Origin of the sequence: Gordonia sp. DT218 (assembly GCF_049847105.1) — a bacterium.
In the GTDB taxonomy this organism is placed as follows: Bacteria; Actinomycetota; Actinomycetes; order Mycobacteriales; family Mycobacteriaceae; genus Gordonia.
In genome coordinates this window covers 1,503,982-1,530,705 of the sequence record NZ_JBNCNS010000001.1, presented here as the reverse complement: position 1 = coordinate 1,530,705, position 26,724 = coordinate 1,503,982, and the positions used below count along the sequence as shown (strand labels likewise).

The 26,724-nt window shown below is 68.5% G+C and carries 21 protein-coding genes; 10 read left to right on the top strand and 11 right to left on the bottom strand.

The window, feature by feature from the left end:
- Positions 1-180 precede the first annotated feature (180 nt).
- Together ACPXCG_RS07045 and ACPXCG_RS07040 are read right to left on the bottom strand one after the other, a co-directional pair.
- Entirely contained in the window at positions 181-1,137 is a 957-nt protein-coding gene (locus tag ACPXCG_RS07045; RefSeq protein ID WP_425790527.1) for a R2-like ligand-binding oxidase, read from the bottom strand.
- 152 nt (positions 1,138-1,289) lie between these two features.
- A complete protein-coding gene (locus tag ACPXCG_RS07040) occupies positions 1,290-3,344 on the bottom strand; it encodes an MMPL family transporter (RefSeq protein WP_425790394.1) in 2,055 nt (684 codons plus the stop codon).
- 240 nt (positions 3,345-3,584) lie between these two features.
- On the opposite strand from ACPXCG_RS07040, the gene ACPXCG_RS07035 reads away from it, so the two are divergent.
- Positions 3,585-4,712, top strand: coding sequence for an NDMA-dependent alcohol dehydrogenase (locus tag ACPXCG_RS07035; protein WP_425790392.1), 1,128 nt, complete (start codon positions 3,585-3,587; stop codon positions 4,710-4,712).
- On the opposite strand, the gene ACPXCG_RS07030 is transcribed toward ACPXCG_RS07035, so the two are convergent.
- From ACPXCG_RS07030 to ACPXCG_RS07020, 3 genes are read right to left on the bottom strand one after another with little or no spacing between them, the layout of a single operon-like run.
- Positions 4,706-5,752, bottom strand: coding sequence for a cytochrome c oxidase assembly protein (locus ACPXCG_RS07030; RefSeq protein WP_425790525.1), 1,047 nt, complete (start codon positions 5,750-5,752; stop codon positions 4,706-4,708). The two genes, ACPXCG_RS07035 and ACPXCG_RS07030, sit on opposite strands and share 7 nt — an antisense overlap.
- A 51-nt stretch (positions 5,753-5,803) precedes the next feature.
- Positions 5,804-6,304 (bottom strand): potassium channel family protein, encoded by a 501-nt coding sequence (locus tag ACPXCG_RS07025; protein ID WP_425790523.1) that lies wholly within the window; start codon positions 6,302-6,304, stop codon positions 5,804-5,806.
- A gap of 60 nt (positions 6,305-6,364) precedes the next feature.
- Positions 6,365-8,374 (bottom strand): M13 family metallopeptidase, encoded by a 2,010-nt coding sequence (locus tag ACPXCG_RS07020; protein WP_425790390.1) that lies wholly within the window; start codon positions 8,372-8,374, stop codon positions 6,365-6,367.
- A gap of 54 nt (positions 8,375-8,428) precedes the next feature.
- On the opposite strand from ACPXCG_RS07020, the gene ACPXCG_RS07015 reads away from it, so the two are divergent.
- The 3 genes from ACPXCG_RS07015 (at position 8,429) to ACPXCG_RS07005 (ending at position 11,490) form a co-directional block, all read left to right on the top strand.
- The gene (locus ACPXCG_RS07015; protein ID WP_425790388.1) at positions 8,429-9,910 is read left to right on the top strand and encodes a dihydrolipoyl dehydrogenase family protein; all 1,482 of its coding nucleotides are present in this window, start codon (positions 8,429-8,431) and stop codon (positions 9,908-9,910) included.
- Positions 9,911-9,973: 63 nt separating this feature from the next.
- Positions 9,974-10,717: a FadR/GntR family transcriptional regulator gene (locus tag ACPXCG_RS07010; protein WP_425790386.1), complete on the top strand. Its 744-nt coding sequence runs from the start codon at positions 9,974-9,976 to the stop codon at positions 10,715-10,717.
- A 29-nt stretch (positions 10,718-10,746) separates the two neighbouring features.
- Positions 10,747-11,490, top strand: a complete 744-nt coding sequence (locus tag ACPXCG_RS07005; protein ID WP_425790385.1) for a sterol desaturase family protein — start codon at positions 10,747-10,749, stop codon at positions 11,488-11,490.
- 57 nt (positions 11,491-11,547) lie between these two features.
- On the opposite strand, the gene ACPXCG_RS07000 is transcribed toward ACPXCG_RS07005, so the two are convergent.
- On the bottom strand, positions 11,548-12,294 hold the full coding sequence (locus ACPXCG_RS07000) for a pirin family protein (RefSeq protein ID WP_425790383.1): 747 nt from the start codon (positions 12,292-12,294) through the stop codon (positions 11,548-11,550).
- 138 nt (positions 12,295-12,432) lie between these two features.
- Here ACPXCG_RS07000 and ACPXCG_RS06995 point away from each other — a divergent pair, with 138 nt between their 5' ends.
- Positions 12,433-14,094: an NTF2-like N-terminal transpeptidase domain-containing protein gene (locus tag ACPXCG_RS06995; protein WP_425790381.1), complete on the top strand. Its 1,662-nt coding sequence runs from the start codon at positions 12,433-12,435 to the stop codon at positions 14,092-14,094.
- Here ACPXCG_RS06995 and ACPXCG_RS06990 read toward each other — a convergent pair.
- Positions 14,087-14,536 (bottom strand): DUF3054 domain-containing protein, encoded by a 450-nt coding sequence (locus tag ACPXCG_RS06990; RefSeq protein WP_425790379.1) that lies wholly within the window; start codon positions 14,534-14,536, stop codon positions 14,087-14,089. The genes ACPXCG_RS06995 and ACPXCG_RS06990 overlap by 8 nt on opposite strands.
- 5 nt (positions 14,537-14,541) lie before the next feature.
- Positions 14,542-15,684, bottom strand: a complete 1,143-nt coding sequence (locus ACPXCG_RS06985) for a lysylphosphatidylglycerol synthase transmembrane domain-containing protein (protein ID WP_425790377.1) — start codon at positions 15,682-15,684, stop codon at positions 14,542-14,544.
- A gap of 139 nt (positions 15,685-15,823) precedes the next feature.
- Between ACPXCG_RS06985 and ACPXCG_RS06980 the strand changes: the two genes are divergently transcribed.
- The 3 genes from ACPXCG_RS06980 to ACPXCG_RS06970 all read left to right on the top strand — a co-directional run bounded on the left by ACPXCG_RS06980 (position 15,824) and on the right by ACPXCG_RS06970 (position 19,000).
- The gene (locus tag ACPXCG_RS06980; protein ID WP_425790521.1) at positions 15,824-17,074 is read left to right on the top strand and encodes an AI-2E family transporter; all 1,251 of its coding nucleotides are present in this window, start codon (positions 15,824-15,826) and stop codon (positions 17,072-17,074) included.
- Between the two features lie 64 nt (positions 17,075-17,138).
- Positions 17,139-18,293 carry a MacS family sensor histidine kinase gene (gene macS, locus ACPXCG_RS06975; RefSeq protein WP_425790519.1) on the top strand — a complete coding sequence of 385 codons (1,155 nt, stop codon included), beginning with the start codon at positions 17,139-17,141 and terminating at the stop codon, positions 18,291-18,293.
- Between the two features lie 77 nt (positions 18,294-18,370).
- The gene (locus ACPXCG_RS06970; protein ID WP_425790517.1) at positions 18,371-19,000 is read left to right on the top strand and encodes a response regulator; all 630 of its coding nucleotides are present in this window, start codon (positions 18,371-18,373) and stop codon (positions 18,998-19,000) included.
- Positions 19,001-19,182: 182 nt separating this feature from the next.
- On the opposite strand, the gene ACPXCG_RS06965 is transcribed toward ACPXCG_RS06970, so the two are convergent.
- The 3 genes from ACPXCG_RS06965 to trmB all read right to left on the bottom strand — a co-directional run bounded on the left by ACPXCG_RS06965 (position 19,183) and on the right by trmB (position 24,108).
- Positions 19,183-22,404, bottom strand: a complete 3,222-nt coding sequence (locus tag ACPXCG_RS06965) for an MMPL family transporter (protein WP_425790375.1) — start codon at positions 22,402-22,404, stop codon at positions 19,183-19,185.
- A 151-nt stretch (positions 22,405-22,555) separates the two neighbouring features.
- Positions 22,556-23,332 (bottom strand): NYN domain-containing protein, encoded by a 777-nt coding sequence (locus ACPXCG_RS06960; protein ID WP_425790374.1) that lies wholly within the window; start codon positions 23,330-23,332, stop codon positions 22,556-22,558.
- Positions 23,329-24,108, bottom strand: a complete 780-nt coding sequence (gene trmB, locus ACPXCG_RS06955; RefSeq protein WP_425790373.1) for a tRNA (guanosine(46)-N7)-methyltransferase TrmB — start codon at positions 24,106-24,108, stop codon at positions 23,329-23,331. The genes ACPXCG_RS06960 and trmB overlap by 4 nt, the downstream gene beginning before the upstream one ends.
- A gap of 82 nt (positions 24,109-24,190) precedes the next feature.
- Here trmB and ACPXCG_RS06950 point away from each other — a divergent pair, with 82 nt between their 5' ends.
- Together ACPXCG_RS06950 and ACPXCG_RS06945 are read left to right on the top strand one after the other, a co-directional pair.
- The gene (locus ACPXCG_RS06950; RefSeq protein ID WP_425790371.1) at positions 24,191-25,093 is read left to right on the top strand and encodes a hypothetical protein; all 903 of its coding nucleotides are present in this window, start codon (positions 24,191-24,193) and stop codon (positions 25,091-25,093) included.
- Complete coding sequence (locus ACPXCG_RS06945; protein ID WP_425790369.1) at positions 25,093-26,628, top strand: hypothetical protein; 1,536 nt, start codon at positions 25,093-25,095, stop codon at positions 26,626-26,628. Before ACPXCG_RS06950 ends, ACPXCG_RS06945 begins: the two co-directional genes overlap by 1 nt.
- The last annotated feature ends 96 nt before the right edge of the window (positions 26,629-26,724 follow it).

Sequence of the window (26,724 nt, the reverse complement as noted above, 5' to 3'; positions counted from 1 at the left end):
GCACCCGGCGGGAGAGCCAGACAACTGGTGATCAGAACCCAACCACCACCGAAGTGGCACATCAACCTTCACACTGAAACCGGCGGGAGGGCGGCTCGTTGGGCTCGCCGGCTACTCAACCGGCAGTGGTAGGGGCGCCGGGTACGCAACCAGCGGGAGGGAAAGACAGGGACGGGCAGCTCACCGGCCGAGGGAGTTGAGGTCCTCTTCGCCGAACTGTTCCTCCAGGGTCTCCGGCGAGTAGTCGAGATCGATCTCGGCCACCGGCCGGCCACGGGCCGACTCGATGGCGCTCAGTCGGCGCTGTCCACGATCGGCGGCGTAGGCGACGAACTCGCTGTTGTCGAGGCCGAACGGCTGTACCTCGAACTGTTCGTTGACCCAGTTGATCATCCCGAGGGCCAGGGGCATCAACTCCTCCATCCGCGCGGTCACCACATCCCAGAGCGAGTCGTCGGCGGCCACGTGGCGTCGGCAGGTGAAGGTGCCCCACGCCATGTGCCGACGCTCGTCGTTGCCGATGAACCGGATGAGTTTCTGCATACCGGGGAAGATGTCGTGCCGCGTGCACACCGTCTGCCAGGCGTGATAGCCCGTGAGGGCGAGGCTGCCCTCGATCACGTGGTTGTAGGTGACACTCGCCCGGACCTGATTGCGCGGCGACGGGTCGCTGTCGAGGAGTTGCAGCGACGACGGGAGCTCCTCGTAGAACAGCTGCCGGTAAAACGGATTGTCGGCGACGAACGACTGGAGGTCGCCGGTCAGCCCGACGGCGTCCATCCACATCCGGAAGACCTGGGTGTGCTTGGCCTCCTCGAAGCAGAATTGCGACAGATACATCTCGTCGCCGAACCGGCCCTCCGCCGCCATCGCGTTCATGAAGGGCTGGATGTCCTGGGTGACCGCTTCCTCGCCGGCGATGAACTGACTCACGAGGTAGGTGGTGCTGCGTCGCTGTTCGTCGGTGATCTCGGTCCAGTCCTGGCTGTCACGGCGGAAGTCGATGGCGGCCGGGTCCCAGAACCGGGCATTGCCTTTGATGAAGAGCCGCAACGGAAACGAGTCCCAGTTGAGCCCGCCGCTGCGGAGCGACGCGAAGTCTTCGCGCCCGCGCGACTTGTGTTCGGCCAGAGTCATGGTGATCACCCGCTAACGATCATTTGGGAGAGATGAACCGACGCTAGCCCGCGCGGCGCCCAAACGTGTTTATTTCACCGAACTCTCAGGATCGCGATTTGGTGTCGATCGTGCAGGCGGATCGGAATCGGCTGCTTTGGTATCTGAAATGATCAGCGGGACAGTCGACTTGGCCACCACACGCGTTTGCCGATGTCGAGGGTCAGGGCGGGCACGAGCAGCGACCGGACGATCAGGGTGTCGACGAGAACGCCGAAGGCGACGAGGAAGGCGATCTGCACGAGGAACAGCAGCGGGATCACGGCAAGTGCGGCAAACGTGGCGGCCAGGACCACGCCCGCGGACGTGATGACACCGCCGGTCGCGGTGAGTCCTCGGATCATGCCGGAGCGGGTGCCGTGCGAGCGAGTCTCCTCTCGTACCCGCGTCATCAGGAAGATGTTGTAGTCGATGCCGAGGGCGACGAGGAAGACGAAGGCGAAGAGGGGGACCACCGGGTCGGCGCCTGCGAAGCCGAACGGTCCGTTGAACAGGAGTGCCGCGACGCCGAGGGTGGTGGCGAACGAGAGCACCGTCGTCGCGAGCAGCAGCACCGGCGCGACGATGCTCCGCAACAGCAACATCAAGATCACCAGGACCACCAGCAGCACGATGGGGATGATCAGGTTCCGGTCGTGGATGGCTGTGGTCCGAGTGTCGAGATCGGTGGCGGTGCTACCGCCCACCAGCGCATTCGCGCCGTCGATGGAGTGGACGCGGTCGCGGATGCGGGTGACCGTGTCCTGCGCGGCCAAGGACTCGGCATTGTCGGTCAGCGTCGCCTGTACCGCGACGCGACCGTCGACGACCAGGGGAGAGCCGGACCGTTCGACCAGCTCCGCCGTCGCGACGCCGTCCACGTCGCGGACCGCGGCGAGGGTCTGGTCTGCGGTGGCCTCGTCGGCGATCACCCAGGTCGGCGAGCCGCTCCCGGCGTCGAAATGTCGGGCCTGGATGTCGGCACCCTCGACGGACTCCACTGAACCGATGAAGAAGTCGGTCTGCGCGATGCCGTCGGCCTTGAACGTGGGGGCGAATGCGGCGCCGACGAGGAGGACCACGAGCGTGACGATCCAGATCGTGCGGGGCCGTGCGGCGACGCGGTCGGCGATCCGCGCCCAGAGACGATGGGCGCTGCCGGGTTCGGAGTCATCCGTGTGCGCCGGCCGCAACGGCCAGAAGGCGGCGCGCCCGAGGAGGGCGAGCGCCGCGGGCAGGAAGGTCATCGATGCGAGGAACGACGCCGCGATGCCCAGTGCGGCCACCGGACCCAGGCTGCGGTTCGAGTTGAGGTCGGAGAAGAGCAGGCAGAGCACACCCAGGATGACGGTGCCCGCGGACGCGGCCACGGGCTCGATGGTGGCCCGCCAGGCGCCGCGCAGCGCGGCGTACTTGTCATCGGTGCGGGTGAGTTCCTCCCGGAATCGGGACACCAGGAGCAGTGCGTAGTCGGTCGCGGCGCCGAACACGAGGATGAACAGGATGCCCTGACTCTGCCCGTTGAGCTCGAGCACGTTCGACTTGGCGAGCAGGTAGACCAGGCCGGAGGCCAGGCCGAGGGCGAAGACCGCGGACACGATGACCACGAACGGCAGGATCGGACTGCGGTAGACGACGAACAGGATGGCGATCACGACGGACCCGGCCACCAGCAGCAGGATTCCGTCGATGCCGCTGAACGCGTCGCTGAGATCGGCGGCCTGACCGGCCGGGCCGGTCACCTTCACGACGAGCCCGGACGGTGCCCCGCCCAGGGCGTCTCGCAACTGTTCGACGGCGTCCGCGGGTTCGCCGTCGGTCGCGACCGGGACGAACATCTGGGCGGCCTGGCGATCGGCCGACGGGATCGGCGGCGAGAACGCGGCGCCGAATCCCTCGGCGCCCTGCAGTGGTCGGGTCGCGGTGGCGAGGAACTCCAGATCCTGCGGTGTGATGCCGGAGGTGCGTTCGGCGATCACGATGGCCGGCAGGGTGTCGGTGTCCGAGAAATCGCCGAGATGGTCGTTCACCTCGGTCGACTCTGCCGATGCCGGCAGGAACGTGGTGTTGTCGTTGCTCGAGACGGACGCCAGCTTGCCCGCGTAGGGGCCGGTGACACCACCGATGACGATCCAGAGGAGCAACAGGAGCGCGGGGATCAGCCAGCGAAGCCGGGGCCTAGTCGCCATGGCGTCATCCTGTCACGTCAGGTGGTGCACACCATGACCCCGGTGCCGGAAATGTCCGGAGTGCGCGGGAGGAGCCAGGTGAAGCATCGCGTCGCGCGGAAAGGCCCCGAACGTGCGATCGGTCTGCTCAAAACCTCACCGCTGCAACGTGACCAACCATTTCGCATGCACGTCGGTACAGACGCGACAACGATGTGGACAAGGTCTCATATCGCTGTCCGAGAGAAAGGTGCATACGAGATGAAAACCAAGGGGGCAATCCTCCGGAACCCCGGCGAGAAGTGGCAGATCGAAGAGTTCGAGCTGGACGATCCGGTGGCCGGTGAAGTGCAGGTCAAACTTGTCAGCTCCGGCCTGTGCCACTCCGATCACCACCTGCGCACCGGTGACAGTCCGGCCCCGATGCCGGTCCTCGGCGGGCACGAGGGTGCTGGTGTGATCACGAAGGTCGGACCGGGCGTGACGAGGCTCAAGGAGGGCGACCACGTGATCACCGCCTTCATCCCGGCCTGTGGCGTGTGTGAGCCGTGTTCGCGTGGCGATCAGAACTTCTGCGACGAAGGCGCACGCCTGCTCAGCGGGCTTGCGATCTCCGACGACACGCACCGTGCGCACACCACCGACGGTGCGGGTCTGACCCAGATGTGCCTGCTCGGCACCTTCGCGCCCTACATCACCGTGAACGAGGCATCCCTGGTCAAGATCGAGGACGACATCCCCTTGAAGGAGGCTGCGCTGCTCGGCTGCGGCGTGGCGACCGGTTGGGGTTCGGCGGTCGAGATCGGCGGGACGCACGCCGGTGACGTGGTCGTGGTGGTCGGGATCGGCGGTGTCGGCATCAATGCGATCCAGGGTGCCGCGTCTGCCGGTGCGCGGATCGTGGCCGCGGTGGACCCGGTGCCGTTCAAGCTGCAGATGGCCGAGAAGCTGGGGGCCACCCATACGTTCTCGTCGATGGAGGAGGCGCTCCCGGTGATCGGTGAGATCTCCTGGGGAAAGATGGCCAACAGCGTCATCCTGACCGTCGGCGAGATCAACGGCTCGATGATCCAGCCGGCGCTGAGCCTCACCGGCAAGGGTGGGCAGGTGATCGTGACCGGTATGGGCAACTTCGCGGACAGCGATGCCCAGATGAACCTCTTCGAGCTGACCCTGCTGCAGAAGCGGGTGCAGGGTGCGATCTTCGGCGGCGCGAGCCCGCGCACCCAGGTCCCGACGCTGCTCCACGAGTACCGGGCCGGAAAGCTCAACCTGAGTGACCTGGTCACCCAGACCTACCGTCTGGACCAGATCAACGAGGCCTACGACGACATGCTGGCGGGTAACAACATCCGCGGGATGATCGTCTACGGCGACGACGACTACTGATCGTGGTGCGGTTCGGCGTGCGGGTCCTGCCCCGCGCGCCGGCCGCTCTCGGTCCCGGCGGGCCGTTGTCCGTGCATGGCGGCCAGCCGGGCGTTGTACGCCGCCAGCACGGCATCGTCGTCGTCGAGGTCCGCGGAGTCGGTGCCCAGCGCATCGCGCCGCGCCGACTCGAGGAACGACGGCCGGACCTTGCCGAGATGCCGCGCCGCCGAGTCCTGTCGTCCGCGGCCGAGGCCCTCGGCCCGGATCCACTCCCAGGCGAGGAACACCAGCAGGCACATCATGAGTCCGTCGCCGGCCCACCACATGATCGCGCCTGCGGCACTCTGGTCGGTCATCGCCGACGGATTGAGGATGGACTCCGCGCCCCAGCCGGTCCGTGAGGCCGAGAAATCCGGGGCGATCTCGTAGCTGGTCAGCATCAGGATCACCCCGACGAAGGTGTCGGCGCCCATCGCCACCAACAATGTCACGAACCGCGCGGCGTAGCTGTAGTCATGGCCGGTCAGTTCGTCGCCGATCAGCGGCAACAGCAAGAGGTAGCCGCTCACCAGGTAGAGCACGAGTTCGCTGTCGTGAATCCACATGTGCTCGGCCATCTGCTGTTGGAAACCGGTCAGATGGGTCAGCACGAGCACCGCCGCGTACAGCGGCACCGTGAACATCGGCGCGGTGACGAAGCGGATCACGGTGCTGGTCATGACGCGTTCCACCGTCTCGCCGCCGCGGGGGCCGAGCGCCAGCGCGGACAACCGGATGGGTTGTGCGAGCACGAGGAACAGCGGGATCACGGTGATCATCAGCAGGTGCACGACCATGTGCATCCAGAACAGGTGGTGGGCGAACACCGCCACGCCCGAATTGAGCGCGACGACGAGCAACACCATGCTCAGCAACCAGGAGGCGGAACGGGAAACCGGCCAATGGCCCACGCGGATCGCACCGACGACGTAGGCCAGGGATGCGACGGCCATGAGCGCCCAGACGATCGGCGTCGCGGTCCAGGAGGCCCAGAGATCGGGCATCATTCCGTCGTTCATCGTCACGGTGCCCAGCCTAGGCCTGTGCCCGTCCGGGCGACCAGACGGCTGTCAGCGCCGGACGCGGGCGGTCACGAGCACGTTGAGGAACCGCAGACCCAATCCGAGCAGGATGAGCGTGCTGGCCATCTGGATGGACACGGCGACGCGGGCCGCCTGGGAGTCCGCGGCGATGTCCCCGAATCCGGTCGTGGTGAACACGGTGAGGCAGAAGTAGAGCGCGTCGATCCGGGTCAGGTGGGTGTTGAAGCTCCCGTCGGCGTACTCGGAGAACAGGTAGTAGGTGGTCGCGAACGCCACGATGTACAGCGCGGCGATCGCGACGAGCATCTCGACAGCGGTGGCGACCGGATACTCCGAATGTACGAAATGCCGGATCTCCCACGCGCAGAAGGCGATGAGCAGCAGCGCGCCGACCGCCAGCCCGATGAAGTTCGCCGAACTCTCCTTCGCGATCGGCAGGAGGAAATAGCCCGTCAGCAGGAGGGCTGCGGCGATGATCGGGCGGACGACCGCCAGGGTGACCTGTCTCCGCCCGATCCGCTGCCTCAGCGCACCGCTCTCACCCGCACCGCTCTCACCCGCACCGATCGAGTTGTCGTTCAACGGGGTTCACCAGATCCGCACGCGCTCCGACTCGTCGAGGTAGAGCTTGTCCCCCGACGAGACGTCGAAGGCGTCGTAGAAGGCATCGATGTTGCGGATCACACCGTTGCACCGGAACTCGGGTGGGGAGTGCGGGTCGATGGACAGACGCCGGATCGCCTCGGCGTCGCGGGTCTTGGTCCGCCAGATCTGGGCCCAGCTGTAGAACACCCGCTGGACCCCGGACAGTCCGTCGATCTCCGGGGGAGTGGTGCCCTGCATCGCGAGTCGATAGGCGACCAGCGCGATCGACAGACCTCCGAGGTCGCCGATGTTCTCGCCGATGGTGAACTCGCCGTTGACCTTGTACTCCTCGTCGAGTCCCTCCGGCGTGAACTCGCTGTACTGCTCGATGAGTTTGCGTGTGCGCGCAGAGAATTCGGACCGGTCGTCGTCGGTCCACCAGTCGACGAGATTGCCGTCACCGTCGTACTTGGCGCCCTGGTCGTCGAACCCGTGGCCGATCTCGTGGCCGATGACCGCCCCGATCCCGCCGTAGTTGGCCGCGTCGTCGGCGTCGGGGTCGAAGAACGGCGGCTGCAGGATCGCGGCCGGGAACACGATCTCGTTCATCCCCGGGTTGTAGTACGCGTTCACGGTCTGCGGCGTCATGAACCATTCGTCGTGATCCACCGGCCCGCCGATCTTGGCGAACTCGCGGTCCTGCTCGAATGACGAAGCGCGGGCGACATTTCCGATCAGGTCGCCGCGGTCGACGGCGAGTGCGCCGTAGTCGCGCCAGTGGGCGGGGAAGCCGATCTTGGGGGTGAACTTGCCCAGCTTGGCGAGCGCCTTCTCCCGCGTCGCGGGCGTCATCCACTCCAGATCGGAGATGTTGCGGCGGTAGGCCGCCACCAGGTTGTCGATCAGCTCGTCCATCCGAGACTTGGCCTCGGGGCCGAAGTGCTCGTCGACGTACAGCTTTCCGACGGCGAACCCCATCGCATCCTCGACGAAGCCGACTCCGCGCTTCCACCGGTCGCGGATCGACTCGGCGCCGGTGAGGGTGCGACCGTAGAAGTCGAAGTTCTCGTCGACGAACTCCGACGACAGGTAGCCCGCGGCGGACCGCAGCAGCCGCCACGCCAACCAGGTCTTCCACTCCTCGAGCGGACGCGACGCGATCAACTCCGCGACGCCGGTGATGAACGACGGCTGCCCGACGACGACCTCGCCGAACGTCGCGTCGCCGGTCGTGCCGAGCCCGCCGAGCCACGAGTCGACATCGAATGCGCCTGCCGCGGCGGTGAAGTCGGCCAGGGTCATCAGGTTGTAGGTGAGGTCGGCGTCGCGGCGCCGGACCACGTCCCAATGTTGGGCGGCCACGGCGGACTCGAGGTCGAGAATGGTCTGTGCCCGGGCGTCGGCATCGCCGAAACCGGCGAGCGCGAACATCCGGCCGACGTGCGCCACATAGGCGTCCCGGGTGTCGGCGTGCTTGTCCTCGCGATAATACGACTCGTCGGGCAGCCCGAGACCGGACTGGACGACGTGTACGAGGTAGCGGTCGGATTGCTTGGCGTCGGTGTCGACGTAGAAGCCGAAGAGTCCGCCGACGCCATGCCGCTGGAGACGGCCGATGCGGGTGCTCAACTCGTCGGTCGAACTGATCGCGGCGATCTTCTCGAGCTCGCCGCGGATCGGACCGATCCCGAGAGCGTCGATGTGATCGGTGTCCATGAACGACGCGTAGAGGTCACCGATCTTCTGGGCGTCGGTGCCGCTCTCGGGGTCGGAATCGGCGCAAGCGGTGATGATGTCGCGCACGTTCTCCTCGGCGCGATCGCGCAGGACGTGGAAGGCGCCGTCCACCGAGCGGTCGTCGGGGATCACGTGGCTCTGCAGCCACTGGCCGTTGACATGGGTGAACAGGTCGTCCTGCACGCGGACGTCGGCGTCGACCCAGCTGAGATCGATACCGGAAACGGGCGTGGTGTCTGTCTGTGAAGCGGTCACCCGTCCATCCTGGCATTGCATCCGCGATTCGTCAGCCGGCTCTGCTCGTGGCGCAATCGCTCTACCGTGGGTGTCATGACCGGAACAACGGACGTGAGCACATATGACGTCGTCGTGATCGGCGGCGGACCGGTGGGCGAGAATGCCGCCGAGTATGCGATCAAGGGCAGCTCCCGAACGGCGGCGATCGTCGAGCACGAGCTCGTCGGCGGCGAATGTTCGTATTGGGCGTGTATGCCGAGCAAGGGGCTGCTGGGTCCGGGCGCCGCACTGGCCGCAACGTCCGGGTTGCCGGGTGCGCGGGAGCGGTTGACCCAGCGCACTCCCGACGTGGGTGCCGTTCTGGGCTGGCGCGACACCATCACTCATCAGCGCGACGACAGCTCGCAGGTCGACTGGGCGTCCGGCGCGGGTATCGACGTGATCCGCGGGCACGGTCGGATCGTCGGCGAGCGGGAGGTCGAGGTAGGTGGCCGGGGCGAGCGAAGCGACGGGAAAGGTAACCGGCGCATCGTCGCGCGGGAGGCGGTCGTCGTGGCGACCGGGAGCACGGCGTCGGTGCCGCCGATACCGGGTCTGCGGGAGGCCCGGCCGTGGACGTCGCGGGATGCGACCAACATGGTCGACGTCCCGGAACGGATGGTGGTGCTCGGCGGTGGGGTGGTCGCGTGTGAGGCGGCCACCTGGCTGCTCGACCTCGGGGTCCGGGAACTGACGATGGTGATCCGCGGCGACCGCGTGCTGCCCAAGGCGGAACAGTTCGTCGGCGAGCAGGTCGCGACGGGACTCATCCGGCGCGGTGTCGACATCCGGTTCGGCGCGCAGATCTCGGCCGTCGAGCGGCCCGACGTCGCGGACACCGGTTACGGGCACATTCACGGCGGTCCGGCGCGGGTGACGGTCGACCAAGGCGGGGGCAGTTCGGTGCTCGAGGTCGACGAGCTACTGGTGGCCGCCGGAAGGGCCCCGGCGACAAGCGATCTGGGTCTCGAGGTATTGGACCTGCCAGATTCGGGCCCGCTGCGCGTCGACCATCACATGACCGTTCCCGGCCACCTGTGGCTCTACGCGGTCGGCGACGTCAACGGGCGGGTCGCGTTGACACACATGGGCAAATACCAGGGCCGGGTGGCCGGCGACGTGATCGCCGCGCGGGCCGACGGGCGGCCACTGGATGGCTCGCGGTTCACCGCCTCGGCCGACCGCGACGCCATCCCGCAGGTGGTGTTCACCCGGCCCGAGATGGCGTCGGTCGGTCGGACCGAGGCGCAGGCCCGCCACGACGGCATCGACGTGGTGATCGCGGAGGCGGACATCGCAGTCGCCGGCTCCTACCTCGTCTCGCCCGACTACGCCGGCCACGCAAAACTCGTCATCGACCGGTCGCGCGACGTCCTGGTCGGTGCCACGTTCGTGGGCGCGGACACTGCCGAGCTCGTCCATTCGGCGACCGTGGCGGTGGTCGGCGAGGTGACCATCGACCGGTTGTGGCATGCGGTGCCGTCCTATCCGACGGTCAGCGAGGTGTGGCTCCGGCTGCTCGAACAACTGCGCTGAGCGCGAACGAGCAACTGGTCTGACCACTTGACCACTTGGCTCGACGACTCTAGCGTGAGGCGCATGCCGTTCGAGCCGATCGCACCGCGCAGCGTGCCCGAGGATGTCTACGAACAGATCGTCGAGGGCGTGCTGTCGGGAGACCTGCCCGCCGGCGACACGCTGCCCAGTGAACGTGAACTCGCCCGGGTGCTCGGGGTGTCGAGGCCCGCGGTCCGGGAGGCGCTGCGCCGGGTCGCGGGTGCGGGACTCGTGTCGATCAGGCAGGGGCAGGGCACCCGGGTGCTCGATCCGGTCGTCGCCGGCGGACTCGATCTGCTGCCGCGGCTGCTGGTGCGGAACGGGCAGCTGGTCCCCGAGGTGGTGCGGTCGATCGTCGAGGCGCGGGCCCTGATCGGGCCGAAGGTGGCCGAACTCGCCGCGCGACGGGCCGGCGACGGCGCAGTCGAAGCCCTGCGTGCCTGCGTCGAGGACCTGGCGGGCGAGTCCGACCCGGTGACCCAGCAGGTGGTCGCGCTGGAGTTCTGGAGCCGGGTCATCGACGCGGCGGACTCGATCACCTTCCGCTTGATGTACAACTCGCTGCGTGCCGCCTACGAGCCGGCGCTGCCCGCACTCGCCGCGGTACTCGAACCCGAGGTCGGCAACGTCGAGGGCTACCGAGCCGTGGTCGACGCGATCGCCGGGCGCCGGTCGTCGGACGCCGACGTGGCGGCCCGTGTATTGCTCGCGCCGGCGACCGCGGCGCTCCTCGAACTGTGCGAAGCACTCGCCGAGTCGTCGAGCACCTCGGACACGCAGCCATGAATCCACCGAGAAGCACGGGGAAACCGCAGATGTCGGATTCCGTCGAGAAGGCCGCGGCCGTCGGGGTGCGGGCGCGTCGCCGTGTCGATGCCGACGAGAAACGGTTACGGGCGAGTCGCCGGAACGTCACATTGCGGTCGGCCTTCGGTGAATTCGTGAGACATCCGTCGCCGTGGATGATCGCCGCATTACTCGTCGGCGCGGTGCTCGCCCGGCTGTGGGTCGGCGGGTGGGGGCTCACGGACCTTCTGGTGCCGTTCGTGATGCTCGCGGTGTTCCCGATCGCCGAGTGGCTGATCCACGTCTTCATCCTGCACTGGCGTCCCAGACGGATCGGCCCGGTGACGCTCGACACCCTGCTCGCGCGCAAACACCGTGAGCACCACAATGATCCGCGCGACATCCCGCTGATCTTCATTCCCTGGCGGGCTCTGATCCCGGTGCTGATCGCGGCGCTCGCGGTCGCGTTCGTCGGGTTCCGCGGCGTCGAGCGGGGACTGACCTTCCTCGTCGTGCTCGGGGCACTCGGCATCGTCTACGAATGGACGCACTATCTGATCCACACGGACTACCGGCCGCGATCGCGTCTGTACCGCGCCACCTGGCGCAATCACCGGTTCCATCACTACCGCAACGAGCACTACTGGTTCACCGTGACGACCTCGGGTACGGCGGATCGCCTGTTGCGGACGTACCCGGACCCGGAGTCGGTGCCGAAATCGCCGACGGCCAAAAATCTGCACGGACGCAACGAGGCGCAGTCGGCAGGCTAGGTTGCTCTCGATGGAAATGCCGTTGCCGTCGGCGGGAATTCGGTTGCCGTCGGCGGGTCAGGACATCAGGTCGCGGAGGTCGCGATCCATCGACCAGACCAGCACCTCGGCGTCGGTGTGCGCGGTCAGCGGCTCCCCTCCGAGGTCACCGGCGCGCACCGAGTCGCCTTCGTCGAGGCGGGTGCCCGCGAGGTCGAGGCTGCCGCGTGTGACGTAGACGTGGGTGTGCCGTGCGGCGGGCAGGTCGACCGACGACCCGGCCGCGAAACGGGCGGCGTAGAGGGTGGCGGACCGATTGGCGATGCGGATGGCCGAATCGCGGGCCGGGTCGCCCGACGCGATCGCGACCAGACGGCCCGGGGTGAGCTCGTCGTCGACGTCGCGCTGGTCATAGGAGGGTGCGAGTCCCAGCTCGTCGGGCATCACCCACATCTGCACGTAGTGCACCGGCGCCACCCCGGCCTCCGCGCGATGACCCCAACGGTCGTTGCGCTCCGAGTGCTCGATCCCGGTGCCGGCGCTCATCCGTTGTGCCAGTCCGGGATAGACGATTCCCGAGTGGCCCTCCGAGTCCTGGTGCACGAGTGAACCGGACGTGACCCACGTGACGATTTCAGACTCGCGGTGCGGGTGTGTAACGAAGCCTTCACCCGGCGCGACGATTTCATCGTTATTCACCAACAGAACACCGAAATGGGTGTTGGATGGGTCGTAGTGATCGCCGAAGGAGAAAGCATGGCGGGACGTGAGCCACTCAGTCGTCGTTACCGCACGGTCTCCGGCCGCCATCACTCGAAAGTCCATGACACATTATGGGCCGACTCTGCTTCGACGACGCCGTCGTCTATGGCCCCCGTCACGTCGCCAGAACTCCGAGACCCGATCGTGACCGCTCGGATCCCCGAATGGAAGCTGGCGGCATCGAAATCCAGTGTGACAAGAGTGAAAATTGAGACTATGAAGATCTGGGCGAAGCGCGCGCCGAAGATGGCCTGCGCAGCGGCAACCTGCAGCGTCGCCGTCGTCGTGCTCAGCGCATGTGGCATCGGCGGCGGGGACGACAACAGTGCGGCCGGGGCGGCCCGTCACTTCGCGGCCGCGATGGAACGGCAGGATGCCGGTGGCGCCGCCGGGTTCACCACTGCGCCGGGACAGGCCGGGGAGGCGCTGACCGAGACGCTGCAGGCCATGAACGCCGAGCACGTCGACGTGGACGTGGTGAAACCCGTCGAATACAGCGACGGGACCGCGTCCTTCTCCTTGAAGACGACGTGGCGATGGGCCAAGGACCGCACCTTCCAGACGACCAGCACGGGCACCGCGCGGCACCTGTCCACCGGGTGGAAGCTGACCTGGGAACCGTCGATCATCTATCCCGGGCTGCCCTATGGCGGCCAACTGCGCGAGATCCGCACCGACGCCACGCCGGCCCCGACGGTTCGCAGCGGGTCGGGCAAGACCTTCATGTACCTGCAGCCGGTCAACCAGATCATCCTCGACCCCACTCGGACCAAGGACGTCGACCAGTCCGCACGGGCGCTGGCCCGGACCCTCGCGCCCATCGCGCCGCTGGTGACGACACAGGTGATCTCGGAGAAGCTCGCCCAATCCCAGGGCAAACCGATCACCGCGGTGACCCTGCGCGATCCCGACATGCAGGTCATGACCTCCGACCCCGACACCGTTCCGGGCGTGACCGTCCGCAAGGCCGGCAAGCTGGTGATGGCCGATCGTCGGCTGTCGTCGCCGCTGGAGCCCGGACTCACCAACTACTGGCAGGCGATCCGCGACGCCACCGCCGGGTGGCAGGTCCAGATGACCGGCCCGGGTATCAAGCCCCACAAGCTGGCAGGCGAACAGGGCCCGGCCGGACCGAGCGTGGACACCACCATCGACCAGAACCTGCAGCTCACCCTGGGTGATTCGGCCGTCGAGGTCGGGCAGCCCGCCACCATCATGGCCCTCGACGCCGGCAGCGGGGCGATCCTCGGCATGGCCCAGAACAGCTACGCCGTCGAACGCGGCACCAGCGTCGGCGGCGTGCATCCGGTCGGGCGCACCCTGGATCCCGTTTTTGCCGTCGTCGACCGGTCCGCCACCGCGAACCAGGAGCCGACCGACGCGATCATGGATCGGCTGGGTCTCGGTGTGCAGTTCACCGTTCCCGGTGCCAGCGCACCGACGGCCGATCAGCCGGGGGTGGCGACCGTGGACTTCCGGCCGGGCGACCTGAACGCCTCGATGATGAACATGGGCGCACTGGGCGTCGCGCTGGCGCGCAGTTCGTCCGGGCAGATGAGCTCGGTCGCTCCCTATGTCATCAGGGGTGCACAGACTGATGTGGTCGGCGGGCAGCTCGGCGAACTCGACGCGGCGACGACGGCGCCGATCCTGCAGGCGATGGCGGTTACCGCCAAGACCGGCGACGCCAGCGACCTGACCGGGGCGCCCGGTCTGCGGGCATTGGTGGGCACCAACGGTCCCCAGGGCCCGGGCTGGTTCGTCGGACTGCAGGGCGGCAAGGTCATCGTGATCTACTGCGAGGGCGACAAGTCGGGTACGGCAGCACTGCAGGTCGCGCAGAAGTACTTCCGGATCAAGTAGTCCGGCGCCGGGCGACGAACCCGGCGACCGCGCGCCACCCGATGAGGAAGACGCCGAGCGAGATGGTGGCGACGATGATGAAGCTGACCGCGACTCCCTGGTGGAGCAGGTAGCGCAGGATCATGCCGACCACGACGGTGCAGAACCAGATGACCACGCCCGCGGGCACGATCTGCTCGGGCCGGAAGTCGTGGCCGAACCAGTCGCTCGACCGGACGTGGGAGAACACGTAGGCGATCGACCAGCCGGCGGCCGCGCCGACCGCGAACGGCCACAGGGTCTGGAGAACCCCGACGACCGCGAGGCCCTCCTCGTGGCTGGAGCGCCCGATCAGGACAAACACGGTCACCGCGACGAGGTCGATCACTGCGGTCGCCGGCATGGGCAGTGACCGCTTCGACGTCGGGGCGGCGTCCGCGGCGACAGGCGTGGACCTCGACATGGTTGTCACGGTAGCGGGTCGTCGGGTCTGCGGGAACTCTCCCCGCCCGCGTCGGGCTCAGTCGTCTGATCCGGCATGCCGTCGTCGACGTCGTGTGCCAACTCTTCCTCGAGCGTCTCGCCCTTGCGGAAGCTGTTGCGGAACATCACCAGCACCACGATCCAGCCGATCGCCGCGACCAGCACGTAGCTGATCAGCCGGTAGACCAGGACCGCGGTGATGGCGTCGGCGGCCGGCATCCCCGCGCTGGTCAGGGCGGGGACCAGGACGGCGTCGACCACGCCGATCCCGCCGGGCAGAAGCGGTATGGCGGTACCGACCGCCTTACCGGCCGCGTAGGCGACCATCAGGCCTGCGATGCCCGGATGGGCGCCGACGGCCCAGCATGCGAAGGCCAGGCAGGCGACGTCGGCGACCCAGTTGAACATGCTCCAGGCGAACGAGATCGTCAGGTCGCGGCGGGACAGCTGGACGGCGCGCAGCTGCTCGAGGACCTCGATGACCCGGTCATGCCCGTGATGCTTCGGCTTGTTGCGGATCTGGTTCAGCCAGTCGAGGATGCGCAGGAGCGTGCTCTGCAGCGACTCGGGGTGGCTGGCCAGGTATTGGAACACCACGACCACCGCGATGAATCCGACCACGGAGAAGAACACGGAGAACGGACTGGTCTTGGCGCCGGCCAGGAGTGCGCCGCCGAATCCGAGTACGGCGAGCCCAACGCCGGCCAGCAGGCCCGACATCACGACCTGCCAGGACGCGACGACGGGGGTGGCGCCCCATTTGCGGGTCTCCCGGTACACGAACGCCGGGGAGAGCACCGGGCCGCCCGGCATGGTCTGACTCACCGAGTTGGAGGCCAGCACCACCGACAGCGACTGCCACTGGGTCACCCGGACACCGGCGGACCGCAGCAGCGCGCGCTGCACCTGGGCGAAGCTGTCCATCGACAGGAGCGCGGCGAAGATGCTCGCGACGATCCACACCCAGTCGAGGTCGCCGATCCGGTGCCAGGCCTCCTCCAGACTCGGCGAGATCAGCACCACCTCGACGGCCAGGACCGCCAGCACGACGGCCAGCAACACCCACCGCAGCCACCAGAAACGCCGACGCGCCGCGACGCGCCCCGTGCCTGGTCTGTCGGTCGACATAGCCCACACCATATCCACAGCTAGGCTGGCAGCTGTGAGCGATGCCGACACCACCGGCCGCGCGCGGGACGACGATGCCCGCGACCGAGGCGCCAAGGTCTGTGACGACGATGATCGTGAGGGCCGTGTCGGGAGTCCGCTGAACCCGGTCGTCGTCGATCGCGAGAAGGTCCATCCGCTGGTTCGGGCCGGCGCCGAGTGGGGCTGGCGACTGCTGGTGATCGCGGCCGTCGTCTACGTGCTCCTGATGGCCTTCCAGGAGTTCGAGGAAGTGCTGGTGCCCGTGGCCCTGGCGATTCTCGGTGCGGCCATGCTGGTGCCGGTGGTGGACTGGCTGGATCGTCATCGGGTGCCCCGCTCGCTCGCGGTCCTGATCACGATCGTCGTGGCGCTGGGCCTGCTCAGTCTGGTGATGACATTCGTGGTGCAGGAGTTCATCCGTGGCTTCCCCGAACTGACCAAGCAGATCACCGTCACCATCGACCGGTCGCGCGACTGGCTGGTCGACGGCCCGCTGAAAGTCGACGACGACCAGGTCAGCAACATCGGCAACGACATCACCGATTTCCTCCAGCACAATCAGGACAAGGTCACCAGCGGTGCCCTGGCGACCGCCACCACGGCAACCGAGATCGTCACCGGCGCGTTGCTCACGGTGTTTCTGCTGATCTTTTTCCTCTACGGCGGCGGTCAGATCTGGACGTTCGTCACCAAGCTCGTGCCGCACGGGACCCGTGGCCGGGTGCGCGCCGCGGGCACCGCCGGATTCGGCACGCTCGTCGGCTATGTGCGCGCGACGGTGGCGGTGGCGTTCGTCGACGCCCTGGGCATCGGCGTCGGCCTGGCGATCCTCGGTGTCCCGCTGGCACTTCCGCTGGCATCGCTGGTGTTCCTCGGGGCCTTCATCCCGATCGTCGGCGCGCTGGTGACCGGCACGCTGGCAGTGGTGGTCGCCCTGGTCACCCAGGGCTGGATCGCGGCGGTCATCTCCCTGGCCATCGTGGTCGGGGTGATGCAGGTGGAGAGTCATGTCCTGCAGCCGTTCCTGCTCGGCCGGTCGGTGCGACTGCATCCGGTCGCCGTGGTGCTCGCCATTGCCGCCGGGATCGTCTCCGCGGGCATCGTGGGAGGTCTGCTCGCGGTGCCGCTGATCGCGTTCGGCAACACCGCGGTCCGGCATCTGGCCGGCAGCGCGGCGCGGGCACGCAAGCACGACGATGCCACCACCGGCAGGCTGTACACCGCCGAGCCCGACGCGCCGAAGTGGGATCGCCGCGACGCCGTCGACGAGGCGGAAGCCGGCGACGATGACCGGCCCGCCCCGGCCGGACGGTCGGAGGCGACCGGCGAGGTGACGTCCACGGAGCAGACGCCCCGCGACGACGAGTGACACACAGGTGATGTCCCGTCGCGTGACCGAACCGCATGACCCCGGACGGGCCCGCCGGCTCGCCATGGAAGTCGACACCGACCCGGTCGGCCCGCTGTGGCGCGCCGCGCAGCTGTTCCGGTTCCTCTCGTATCTCTACGCCCTCGGCTTCCAGATCGCCGTCAACGACGACCTTCTCCACGACGATCTGGCGTGGGTGTTGTTCGGAGTGCTCTCGGCCTGGACCCTCGTCGCCGGCGTCGCGTACTACACGGGCTTCGGACGCAATCCGTACTGGGTGGCGGCCGACGTAGCCATCGCCTGCGGCCTGATGCTCACCACGTCGTACGTGGCCGAGACGTCGTGGGCGCTGAACAATCAGACCTGGCCGACCACGCTGTGGGCGGTCAATGCGGTCATCTCGGTGGCGCTGCTCGCCGGACCGGTCTGGGGCATGTTGTCGGGGCTGCTGGTCGGCGGTACCAGTGCGTTCGTGAAGGGTGCTTTCGACCTGAACCTCGGTCGCAACGCGACGATCATCATCATCGTGGCGACCGGCATGGCGGTCGGCCTGGCGGCCGTGATCGCGCGGCGCGCCCACGCCGTGCTGGTCCGGGCGGCCGGGATCGCCGCGGCCACCGAAGAGCGGGACCGACTGTCGCGCGAAGTGCACGATGGGGTGCTGCAGGTACTCGCGCTGATCGCCAAGCGCGGTAGGGAGATCGGCGGTCCCACCACCGAACTCGCCGAGCTGGCGGGTGAGCAGGAGCGGGCATTGCGGCAATTGGTCTCCGACGCCGGTCGGCTCGGCATCTCACACACCGGCACCGGCACCGACGGGGCCGCGGCCGAGCTCGGCGCGATCCTGCGTGGGTTCGCCGCCGAGCGGGTGTCGGTCAGCGCGCCCGCGACCCTGGTGGCCGTCGATGCCGTTGTCGCCGAGGAGATCCGGGCGGCGGTACAGAACATGCTCGACAACGTCAGCCATCATGCGGGTGCGGCCGCGCAGGCCTATGTGCTGCTCGAGGATCTCGGTGATCGCGTGGTGGTGAGTGTGCGCGACGACGGGGTCGGGATCCCGGCCGGTCGACTCGAGGAGGCGAAGCGCCAGGGTCGCATGGGGATCTCGACATCGATCGTCGGACGCGTGGAAGCCCTCGGCGGCACGGCGCTGCTCGATTCCGGACCCGGTGCGGGGACAGAATGGGAACTGACGATTCCGGTCGAGCGGGAGGCCTGATGGCGAGCACGGACAGCACGGCCGACGATGCGCACACCGGTGCCCCGGACGCAGGGGCGGCCCGCGCGATACGGGTGATGGTGGTCGACGATCACCCGATCTGGCGCGACGGGGTGGCCCGGGACCTCACCGACGAAGGCTTCGAGGTGGTCGCGACCGCAGACGGGGTCGGCAGCGCGGGACGGCGGGCCGGCGCGGTCACGCCCGACGTCGTACTGATGGACATGCAGCTGCCGGACGGGACCGGCGCGGATGCGACGACGGCCGTGCTCGAGGTGTCGCCGTCGACGCGGGTGCTGGTGCTGTCGGCCTCCGACGAGCGCGACGACGTCCTCGAGGCCGTCAAGGCCGGAGCCAGTGGATATCTCGTGAAGTCGTCGTCGAAGGCGGAGCTGGTCGACGCGGTGCGCGCGACCGCCGACGGCAAGGCCGTGTTCACGCCGGGGCTCGCCGGCCTGATCCTGGGTGAGTACCGGAGGATGTCTGCCGAACCGGATCCCGGTCATCTCCGGCCGTCGCTCACCGACCGGGAGACCGAGGTGTTGCGTCATGTCGCAAAAGGGTTGAGCGCCAAGCAGATCGCCACGAGGCTCGCGCTGAGTCATCGCACCGTCGAGAACCACGTGCAGGCCACGCTGCGCAAGCTGCAACTCGGCAACCGGGTGGAGCTCACGAGGTATGCGATCGAGCACGGGCTGGACGAGTGAGTGGTCGGCGGGTGGGGTCTCGATACGACTCCTCGCTGCGCTCGTCGTCTACTCGACCGGCAGAGGGTGACGTCTACTCGACCGGCGGAGGGTGACGTCTACTCGACCGGCGGCCTGAGCTCGCCGGTCGAGTAGCCATGAGCCGCTAGGCGAGGGGCGTATCGAGACCCCCGCGACCCGACTCAGCTGTCCGAACGACTGCGGCGCAACAGGTCCTGCACGCTGATCTGCGAACCCTCGCCGTCCGCGTCCGACCGCGCGTGCCGGTCCGATCCTCGGCGCCGGCCGTCCTGGGACGGACGTTCGTCGCCGTCGGCGGACGGATGCGAGTCGCTCAGGCCCCGTTCCATCGGCGACCCGCCAGAGCGCGTCGTCGGCGAAGGCGCGGCCGGGCGGTGCGCCTCGGGCGACAACGACGCGGCCAGCGGACGCTTGCCGGTGGTGTCGAGCGCGGGACGCCGACCGAGCGGCGAATCGTCGTGGCCACCCGGGTTCGCCTGCGGCGGTACCGGTCCGGGACCGGGCCGCGACGTCGGGACGCCGGGTGGCGTCTGCGGCTGCTGCGGTGGCCGGGGTGGCGGTCCGGACGGACGGACGCCGGCCGGCTGCGACGCCGACGGACGGGCCGGCTCGTCGGAGGCCAGGCGGATACCGCCGGCGCCGAGACGCCAACTACCGGTGTCCGGTCCCGACGAGCGATCGCGTGCGGTCCGCCCGAGGCGCGGGGCGGGGGGAGCTGCCGGGGCCGGGGGTGCGGTGGCAGGCCGTGACTGCGGGCCCGAGGGCGGCGCGGACGGGCCGACGCGTGCCCCGCTCGGAGTGGCTGCGGGCGCGCCCGGTTGCGGTCCGGCCGCTGTGTCGGGCCGGGGTACCGGCGGGCGGCCGGGCGCGGGGGCCCCGCGGTCCGGTACCTGGCGGTTCGGCCTCGCCTGGGCGGGCTGAGCAGACCGGGTGGGCTGGGCGGCCTGGGCAGACTGAGTGGGCTGGGCCTGTGTGGACTGAGCGGTCCGGGCAGGCTGGGCGACCGTGCGATTCGGCTCCGAGCGCGCAACCGTGCGGGTGGCGGCAGCCATCGCCGAGGTGGGTGCCTCGGCCGCCAACGTGCCCACCGACCGCGACCGGGCGGCCGCGACGCCGTCGCGGAGCTCGTCGGGCTCGTCGTCGAGGACGGTCTCGCCGAGGCCGATCTTCTGCTGCAATGACTGCATCCAGCGGGGGGCCCACCAGCAGTCGTCGCCGAGAAGCTTCATCACCGACGGCACCAGGAGCATGCGGATGATGGTGGCGTCGAGGATGAGCGCAGCGATCATGCCGTACGCGATGTACTTCATCATCACGATCTCGGAGAGGCCGAACGCCCCCGTGACCACGACGAGAATTGCGGCCGCGGCCGTGATGATGCGACCGGTGTGTGCGGTACCGACGCGTACCGCCTCAGTGGTGGACGCGCCCTTCTGTCTCGCCTCCACCATTCGGGACAACAGGAATATCTCGTAGTCCGTGGACAGGCCGAACACGATGGCGATGATCAGCACCAGCACCGCGGCGAACAGCGGGCCGGGCGTGAAGTTCGCGATCCCGGCACCGTGCCCGTCGACGAAGATCCAGGTGAGGATGCCCAGCGTGGCACCGAGGCCCAGCGCGGACATCAGCGCTGCCTTGATCGGCAGCACCACCGACCCGAATGCCAGGAACATCAGGAAACCGGTGACCAGGACCAACAACACTGCCATCAGCGGCAGTCGCGACATCAGCGCGTCGATCGAGTCCTGGGTGAGGGCCGGGGTACCGGCCACCCACATCTTGAGGCCGTGCGTGTCGATGCCGCGCAGTTCCTTGATGGCCTCGGCCGCGGTGTCGCGGTTCACCAGACCGGCCGACATCTGGATGACGGGCGGCCCGTTGTCGCCGTACTGGCCGGTCAGCGCTCCGTCGTCGGCGGACGGACTGAACTGTTTGGTGAAGCCCGGGATCTTGTTGGCCTCGGTGGCGATGTCGTTGATCTTGTCGCCGCTGTCGTTATCGTTCGGGTCATACGCGACGACCAGCTTGATCTCTTCGGTGCGTTCGGTCGGGAAGTACTTGTCGAAGTTCTCCTGGGCGACCCGGTTCGGGTTGTCGGGCGGCAGGTAGGCCTCGCTGATGCCGCCGAACTTGATGCCGCCGAACGGGATGGTCAGTACGAGCAGGATCAGCACCGTCGGGACCGCGGTGGCGATCGGGTGGCGCATCACCCAGCCGGACAGGCGGCCCCAGAAGCCGTCCTCGACCTCCTGCCGGGTCCTGGTGCGGCGTAGGAAGGGCAGACCCAGCGCGTCGATTCGCTTGCCCAGGATGCTGAGGATCGCCGGCATCACGGTCAGGGAGAGGATGGCGGCGAGCGACACCGAGGCGATCGCGCCGTAGGCGACCGACTTCAGGAAGCCCTGCGGCATGATCAGCAGACAGGCCAGTGCGGCGACGATGATGGTCGCCGAGAACACCACGGTCTGTCCCGCGGTCATCACCGTTCTTCGTACCGCGGCCTTGGTGGAGTATCCCTCCGCGAGTTCCTCTCGGAAACGACTGACGATGAAGAGGCCGTAGTCGATCGCGATGCCCAGTCCGATCAGGGTGACCACCGATTGGGCGAAGACGTTGAGCTCGGTGATCTGGGCCAGCACCTTCATGATGCCCAGCGAGCCCGCGATGGTGAGACCGCCGATGAGGACCGGGAGACACGCCGCGATCACACCGCCGAAGATGAAGAAGAGCATGATCGCCACCAAGGGCAGCGCGATCACCTCGGCTCGGTGGATGTCCTTGTCCATGCCGTCGGCCATGCTGCCTGCGACCGGCTGTAGGCCCGCGAGCTCGAAATTCGTCCCCTCGAGATTGTATCTTTCCGGGATGTTGTCGAAGGACGGCTGAATGGTCTTGTAGTTCTGCAGCACCGTCGTGTCGTCGTCGCCCTTGACGCCGATACTGATGAACGCATGCGTCTTGTCCGGACTGAAGGTCCGGTCCCGGATGGTGTCCTGGGCGGCCTTCGAGGTCGCCGTCTGATCACGCAGGTAGAACGGGTCGATGAGGCCCGGGTCCTCGCGATTGACCACATCGCCGTGCTGGGCGATCAGGTCGTCGACGAAGTTCTCCACCTTGGCGCCGAACTCGGGGTCGTCGACGGTGGTGCCCGCGGGCGGGGTGACGAGCAGGATGACGTCCGAGCGGTGATCTCGGCCGAGCGCGGTGTCTGCGACGACCGAACCCTGCGACGACTCCGACGTCGGATCGAACCAGCCGCTCTGGCTGAGGTGCTTCGAGAGGTCGAGGCCGTAGAGTCCGAGCCCCGCCATGAGGGCGATGAGTACGCCGATGACGGCGAAGCGCATTCGATAGACGAAAGTGCCGATGGCTCCGAACACGCCGTGGTTCCTTCCTCGTTGCGGGATCTGGTCGTCGGGTCGGGGTCGTTGGTACGGGTCTGTCGATCGTGGTCGCATCGACGGATGACCGTTGATTCTGTCAGGCAGTCCTGAGCTGTCCCTGAGTCGACACGTCCCGTGGTGTGGGTGGTCAGTGCAAGAGTGCCTGCAGCGGTCGGAACGGTGTGAGCCACGCCCCGTCGTCGGGCAGCGAGTCGAGACCGATGCGCGGGAGCGGCTCACGGAACACGGCCGGGATGTCCTCTAGGTCGACGAACTCCAACTCTTCGGTGGTCAATGCCCAGCTGGCGTGTTCACGGAACCCGATCACCGTGACCGGAATGCCGTCCGACACCACGTCGAGCAGTGGCTCCCGGAACGCCTGTCCGTCGGCCGAGGCGACGATCAGGCCAGCTAGTCCCACAGTGTGCCTGCGAAGTTCGATGTGGTCGAGCATGTCGTCGTCGACATCGCTGTCGTCGGACAGCTTCGGCTTCGCGAACACCGCATATCCGACATTACGCAGCGCGTCGACCCAGGGACGCACGACGTCGGCGCTGCCGGGCACGATGTTCGTGAAGACCGTCGCCTCGGGCTCGACCCTTCGAGACGCTTCGCTCCTCAGGGGGCTGGGAGACGCTTCGCTCCTCAGGGGGCCGGGAGACGCTTCGCTCCTCAGGGGGCCGGCGGAGATCTCCGCGGTCCGCTGCAACAGCCAGCGGCCGAGAGCGTCGAAACGCGGACGATACGCCGCGGTGGGGCGCCCGCCGAGGATGGCCCCCAGTCCCATGTCCATATTGGGGGCATCCCAGACCAGGAGCACGCGCGACGCGGCGCTCTGGCCGGCGATGGTCTCCGAGAAGCCCTTTCCGCCGGCCGGAGCCGGTGGGGGAGTGATGATCTCCGGTTTCGGTGAGTCGTCGCTCATGCGTCGCCGCCTTCGGTGGCTTGAGGTGTGGGGAGATCCGGACGGACATAGACGAACTCGTTGACCCCGCGTCCCTCGCGTTCGGCGCGGCCCTCGAACTTGGTGGTCGGCCGGTCCAGCAGGATCGGTGCGTCCCGGGTCAGCTGGATCACGTGCGGCCGATCGGGGCGCTGGGTGGCGAGATGCTCGGCGATCCACTCCGCATAACCGGCGTGGTCGGTGGCGATGTGGAGCACGCCGCCCGGCTTGAGGCGGTCGGCCATCAACTCCAGGGTGCCGCTCTGCACCAGCCTGCGCTTGTGGTGACGTGATTTCGGCCACGGGTCCGGGAAGAACACCCGGATCCCGGTCAGACTCTGCGGCGGCAACAGTTCGGTGAGCACCACGACGGCGTCGCCGCGGACCATCCGGACGTTGGTCAGTCCGCCGCGGTCGACGAGTCCGAGGAGCTGGGCGAGGCCGGGTTTGTAGACCTCCACCGCCAGGACGTCGATGTCGGGTTCGGCCTCGGCCATCGCGGCGGTCGAGACACCGGTACCGCTGCCGATCTCCAGGACGGCAGGCGCGTCGCGGCCGAACAACTCGGAAAGGTCGACGACGTCTTCCGGAACCCGGTCGACCCCGATCTCCAGGTCGCGGCCCAACTGGGGCCAGAGGGTCTCCCAATTCCGCTGCTGACCCGTCGTCAAGGAGCCGCGACGGAACCGGAAACTGGTGACCCGCGGATAGCGACGTGACTGATCGAGACTCTCGCTCACCGGTCCATCGTTGCGCATCGGTGCCCGCCGAGGACAGCCGACACGGATTCTGCGCCGGTCAGCGGCACGGTGCGAGCGTCGGGACGCTAGATTGCGAGGCATGTCGCACGCCCCGATGACCCCATCGACGAACGCGTTGGCGCGGGTCGTCGAGTCGGGGCGGCTGGTGGCGCTCGTCGACCCGTCGTCGCCGGCGCGCGCCGAGCTCGACCTGGCGGTTCGTCGCTACGGTCGCCCACTGCAGGTCCAGGTCGACGGCCGGCCGGGGACCGGGCGCGACACGTTCGCCCGCGCGCTGCGGGAGCGGTTGTCGGTGACGGCGATCGGCCCGGGCGAGGCCGACCGGCGTGCCGACGCCCCCGATCCGTGGATGGCCGATCTGTGGATGTACGTGTTGTCGGGACCGCCGAGGGCTGCCGATCGGACGGCGATCGCGCAGATGCCCGCGGATCGCACGGTGGTGGTGCTCGGCAAGGCGGACACCCACGGATCCCCCGAGGCCGCCGCCGCCGCATGCGCCGAACACCTCGGCGTCCCGGTGCTCGCGGTGTCGCAGTTGCTGGCGTGCGCGGATCTGTCCGCCGACGAGTTCGACTTCCTGCGCCGTCTGGCCGCCGCCGGTGAGACGATGCCCTCGATGTCGGGACAGTTCCTCACCCCGACCCTGAGTGGATACCCGGGCCCGGAGGGCGCCGGGCCCTTCCACGGCGACGAGCGGGTCCTGCGCGCCGGCCTGCTGCGCCGCGTCGATCGGCGTGGCATCGACCTCGCGCTGCACCTCCTGGCCGCCGACGACCCGGCCGCCGCCGACGTCGCGGCGCTCAACACGGCGCTGCAGGGGCGCAGCGGCATCGTCCGACTCGTCACCTCCATCCGGGAGCGGGTCGACCTGGTCCGCCACTGGCGGCTGACCGAGCTGCGGTCGCGACTGGAAATCGTGGCCGCCCGCGGATGGGACCGGGACGTGATCGAACACCTGCTCCAGCACGGGGAGGTGGCGTGATGACCGCGCCTTCCGCGCCGTCCGTGCCGGACGCCGTCTCCCGCGTCTGCGGCCTGACCGGTTTCGATGCGGCGGCCGTGACCGGCAACGGAACCGGGGTGGCGGTGTACGGCATCGGCGGGACCGGCGTGACCAGCCTGATCGAGGCGTGCCGGGCGGTCGATCCGACGTCGCCGACGGCCGTGGGCCGCTGGGACCGGAACGCCGACGACACGTCCGTCGGCATCGCGCTGATGGTGGTCGATCCGTCGTCGTCGATCGGTGACGAGGAGAAGCAGGCCGTCGACGAATTGCGGTCGCGGTTCGGGATCGTCGCACTGGTCGGGTCCAAGATCGACGCCTTCTGGGACTGGCCCCGCATCCTCCGCGCGCACCGGGCCCTGCTCGATCCGTTCGAGCAGCTCCCCGTGTTCGCGGTCTCGGCGGCGGTCGCGTTGTCGGGGGCGGCGTTGTCAGGGGCACCGGATGAGTCCGGGGTGCGCGCGCTGATGGCGTGGATCACCGAGTGTCTGGCGGCGCCCCCGGACGTCCGGCGCGAACGGGCTCGGGTCGCCGCGGCGCTGGGGGCCGTCGAACACACCCTGGACGAACTCACGCGGGCCACCGACCCCGATGCGGCGACGGTCGATCGGCTGGCCGACCGGCGGCGGGCACTGCTCGAATCCCGCGACCGGGGCCGGGCGGACCGGCTCGCCGCGGCGCGCGCCGGGCTGGCCAGGGCGCGCAGCGAATCCCTCGCCGACGTCGCGGCAGGCACCCGCGGTCTCGCCGCCGCGGCGACCGCCCGATCGACCACCCTCAAGCGCGCCTCCGTCGACGGTTATGTCCGCTGGCTCACCGACGAGGTGGCGGCGCTGCGCAACCGAGTGGATCACGCCACCGACGAGCGCATCGACGAGGTGCGGGCGGCGACGCTCGTCGGTATCGAGGCCCAGGTCGATGCCGAACCCCGCGCCGATCCCGATGATCGCGCGCCCGATCCGCCGTTCGGGCGCGCGGTGCCGTCCGGTCGCCGGGGCGGTGAGGACGTCCTCCTGGTCCTGATCGGCGCGTCGACGGGGCTCGGCGTGGGACGGCTGATCGTCGCGCCGATGGCGTCGGTGCAGACCCTGCAATGGGTCAGCATGCCGCTCACGCTGCTGCTTGGCGTCGCCGTGGCCACACTGGTGATCCGGGTGCGCCGGACCGCGGCCCTACGCGCCGACCTGCGTGGCTGGAGTACCGACGCGCTGAACGAGACGCGGGGCAGGCTCGAACACCGGGTGGGGCTGCGACTGGCGGCGGCCGAACCTCATCTGGCCAGCCAGGTGACCCGTGTCCACGAACGGCGCTCGCGACAGGTGTCCGCGGAGGTCGCGGAGATCGACGTGAGACTGCGAGACCTGCGCTCGGGATCGGCGACCCGGGATCGGCGCGACCAACTCGGCCGGCTCCGCGGCACCCACCACGAACTGGTGACGCTCGCACAGGCACAGGCACAGGCACAGGCACAGGCACAGGCACAGGCAATGCGCGGCGACGACGCGGACACCTGAGCACGATCGGAACCGATCGGGCGCGCGCTGCGTCCTATCATCACGGTGGTGTGCGGCGCGGGCCGGACCGAACGAGACCGGAATGGGGCAGCGTAG

Bases quoted from the DNA above. Each gene is read 5' to 3' on its own strand.
- ACPXCG_RS07030 (WP_425790525.1), bottom strand. From the start codon at position 5,752: ATGAACGACGGAATGATGCCCGATCTCTGGGCCTCCTGGACCGCGACG.
- ACPXCG_RS07020 (WP_425790390.1), bottom strand. From the start codon at position 8,374: ATGCAATGCCAGGATGGACGGGTGACCGCTTCACAGACAGACACCACG.
- ACPXCG_RS07045 (WP_425790527.1), bottom strand. From the start codon at position 1,137: ATGACTCTGGCCGAACACAAGTCGCGCGGGCGCGAAGACTTCGCGTCG.
- trmB (WP_425790373.1), bottom strand. From the start codon at position 24,108: ATGCGCAACGATGGACCGGTGAGCGAGAGTCTCGATCAGTCACGTCGC.
- ACPXCG_RS07040 (WP_425790394.1), bottom strand. From the start codon at position 3,344: ATGGCGACTAGGCCCCGGCTTCGCTGGCTGATCCCCGCGCTCCTGTTG.
- ACPXCG_RS07015 (WP_425790388.1), top strand. From the start codon at position 8,429: ATGACCGGAACAACGGACGTGAGCACATATGACGTCGTCGTGATCGGC.
- ACPXCG_RS06970 (WP_425790517.1), top strand. From the start codon at position 18,371: ATGGTGGTCGACGATCACCCGATCTGGCGCGACGGGGTGGCCCGGGAC.
- ACPXCG_RS06950 (WP_425790371.1), top strand. From the start codon at position 24,191: ATGTCGCACGCCCCGATGACCCCATCGACGAACGCGTTGGCGCGGGTC.
- macS (WP_425790519.1), top strand. From the start codon at position 17,139: ATGGAAGTCGACACCGACCCGGTCGGCCCGCTGTGGCGCGCCGCGCAG.
- ACPXCG_RS07000 (WP_425790383.1), bottom strand. From the start codon at position 12,294: ATGGACTTTCGAGTGATGGCGGCCGGAGACCGTGCGGTAACGACGACT.
- ACPXCG_RS06990 (WP_425790379.1), bottom strand. From the start codon at position 14,536: ATGTCGAGGTCCACGCCTGTCGCCGCGGACGCCGCCCCGACGTCGAAG.
- ACPXCG_RS07010 (WP_425790386.1), top strand. From the start codon at position 9,974: ATGCCGTTCGAGCCGATCGCACCGCGCAGCGTGCCCGAGGATGTCTAC.
- ACPXCG_RS06985 (WP_425790377.1), bottom strand. From the start codon at position 15,684: ATGTCGACCGACAGACCAGGCACGGGGCGCGTCGCGGCGCGTCGGCGT.
- ACPXCG_RS07035 (WP_425790392.1), top strand. From the start codon at position 3,585: ATGAAAACCAAGGGGGCAATCCTCCGGAACCCCGGCGAGAAGTGGCAG.
- ACPXCG_RS06960 (WP_425790374.1), bottom strand. From the start codon at position 23,332: ATGAGCGACGACTCACCGAAACCGGAGATCATCACTCCCCCACCGGCT.
- ACPXCG_RS07005 (WP_425790385.1), top strand. From the start codon at position 10,747: ATGTCGGATTCCGTCGAGAAGGCCGCGGCCGTCGGGGTGCGGGCGCGT.
- ACPXCG_RS06945 (WP_425790369.1), top strand. From the start codon at position 25,093: ATGACCGCGCCTTCCGCGCCGTCCGTGCCGGACGCCGTCTCCCGCGTC.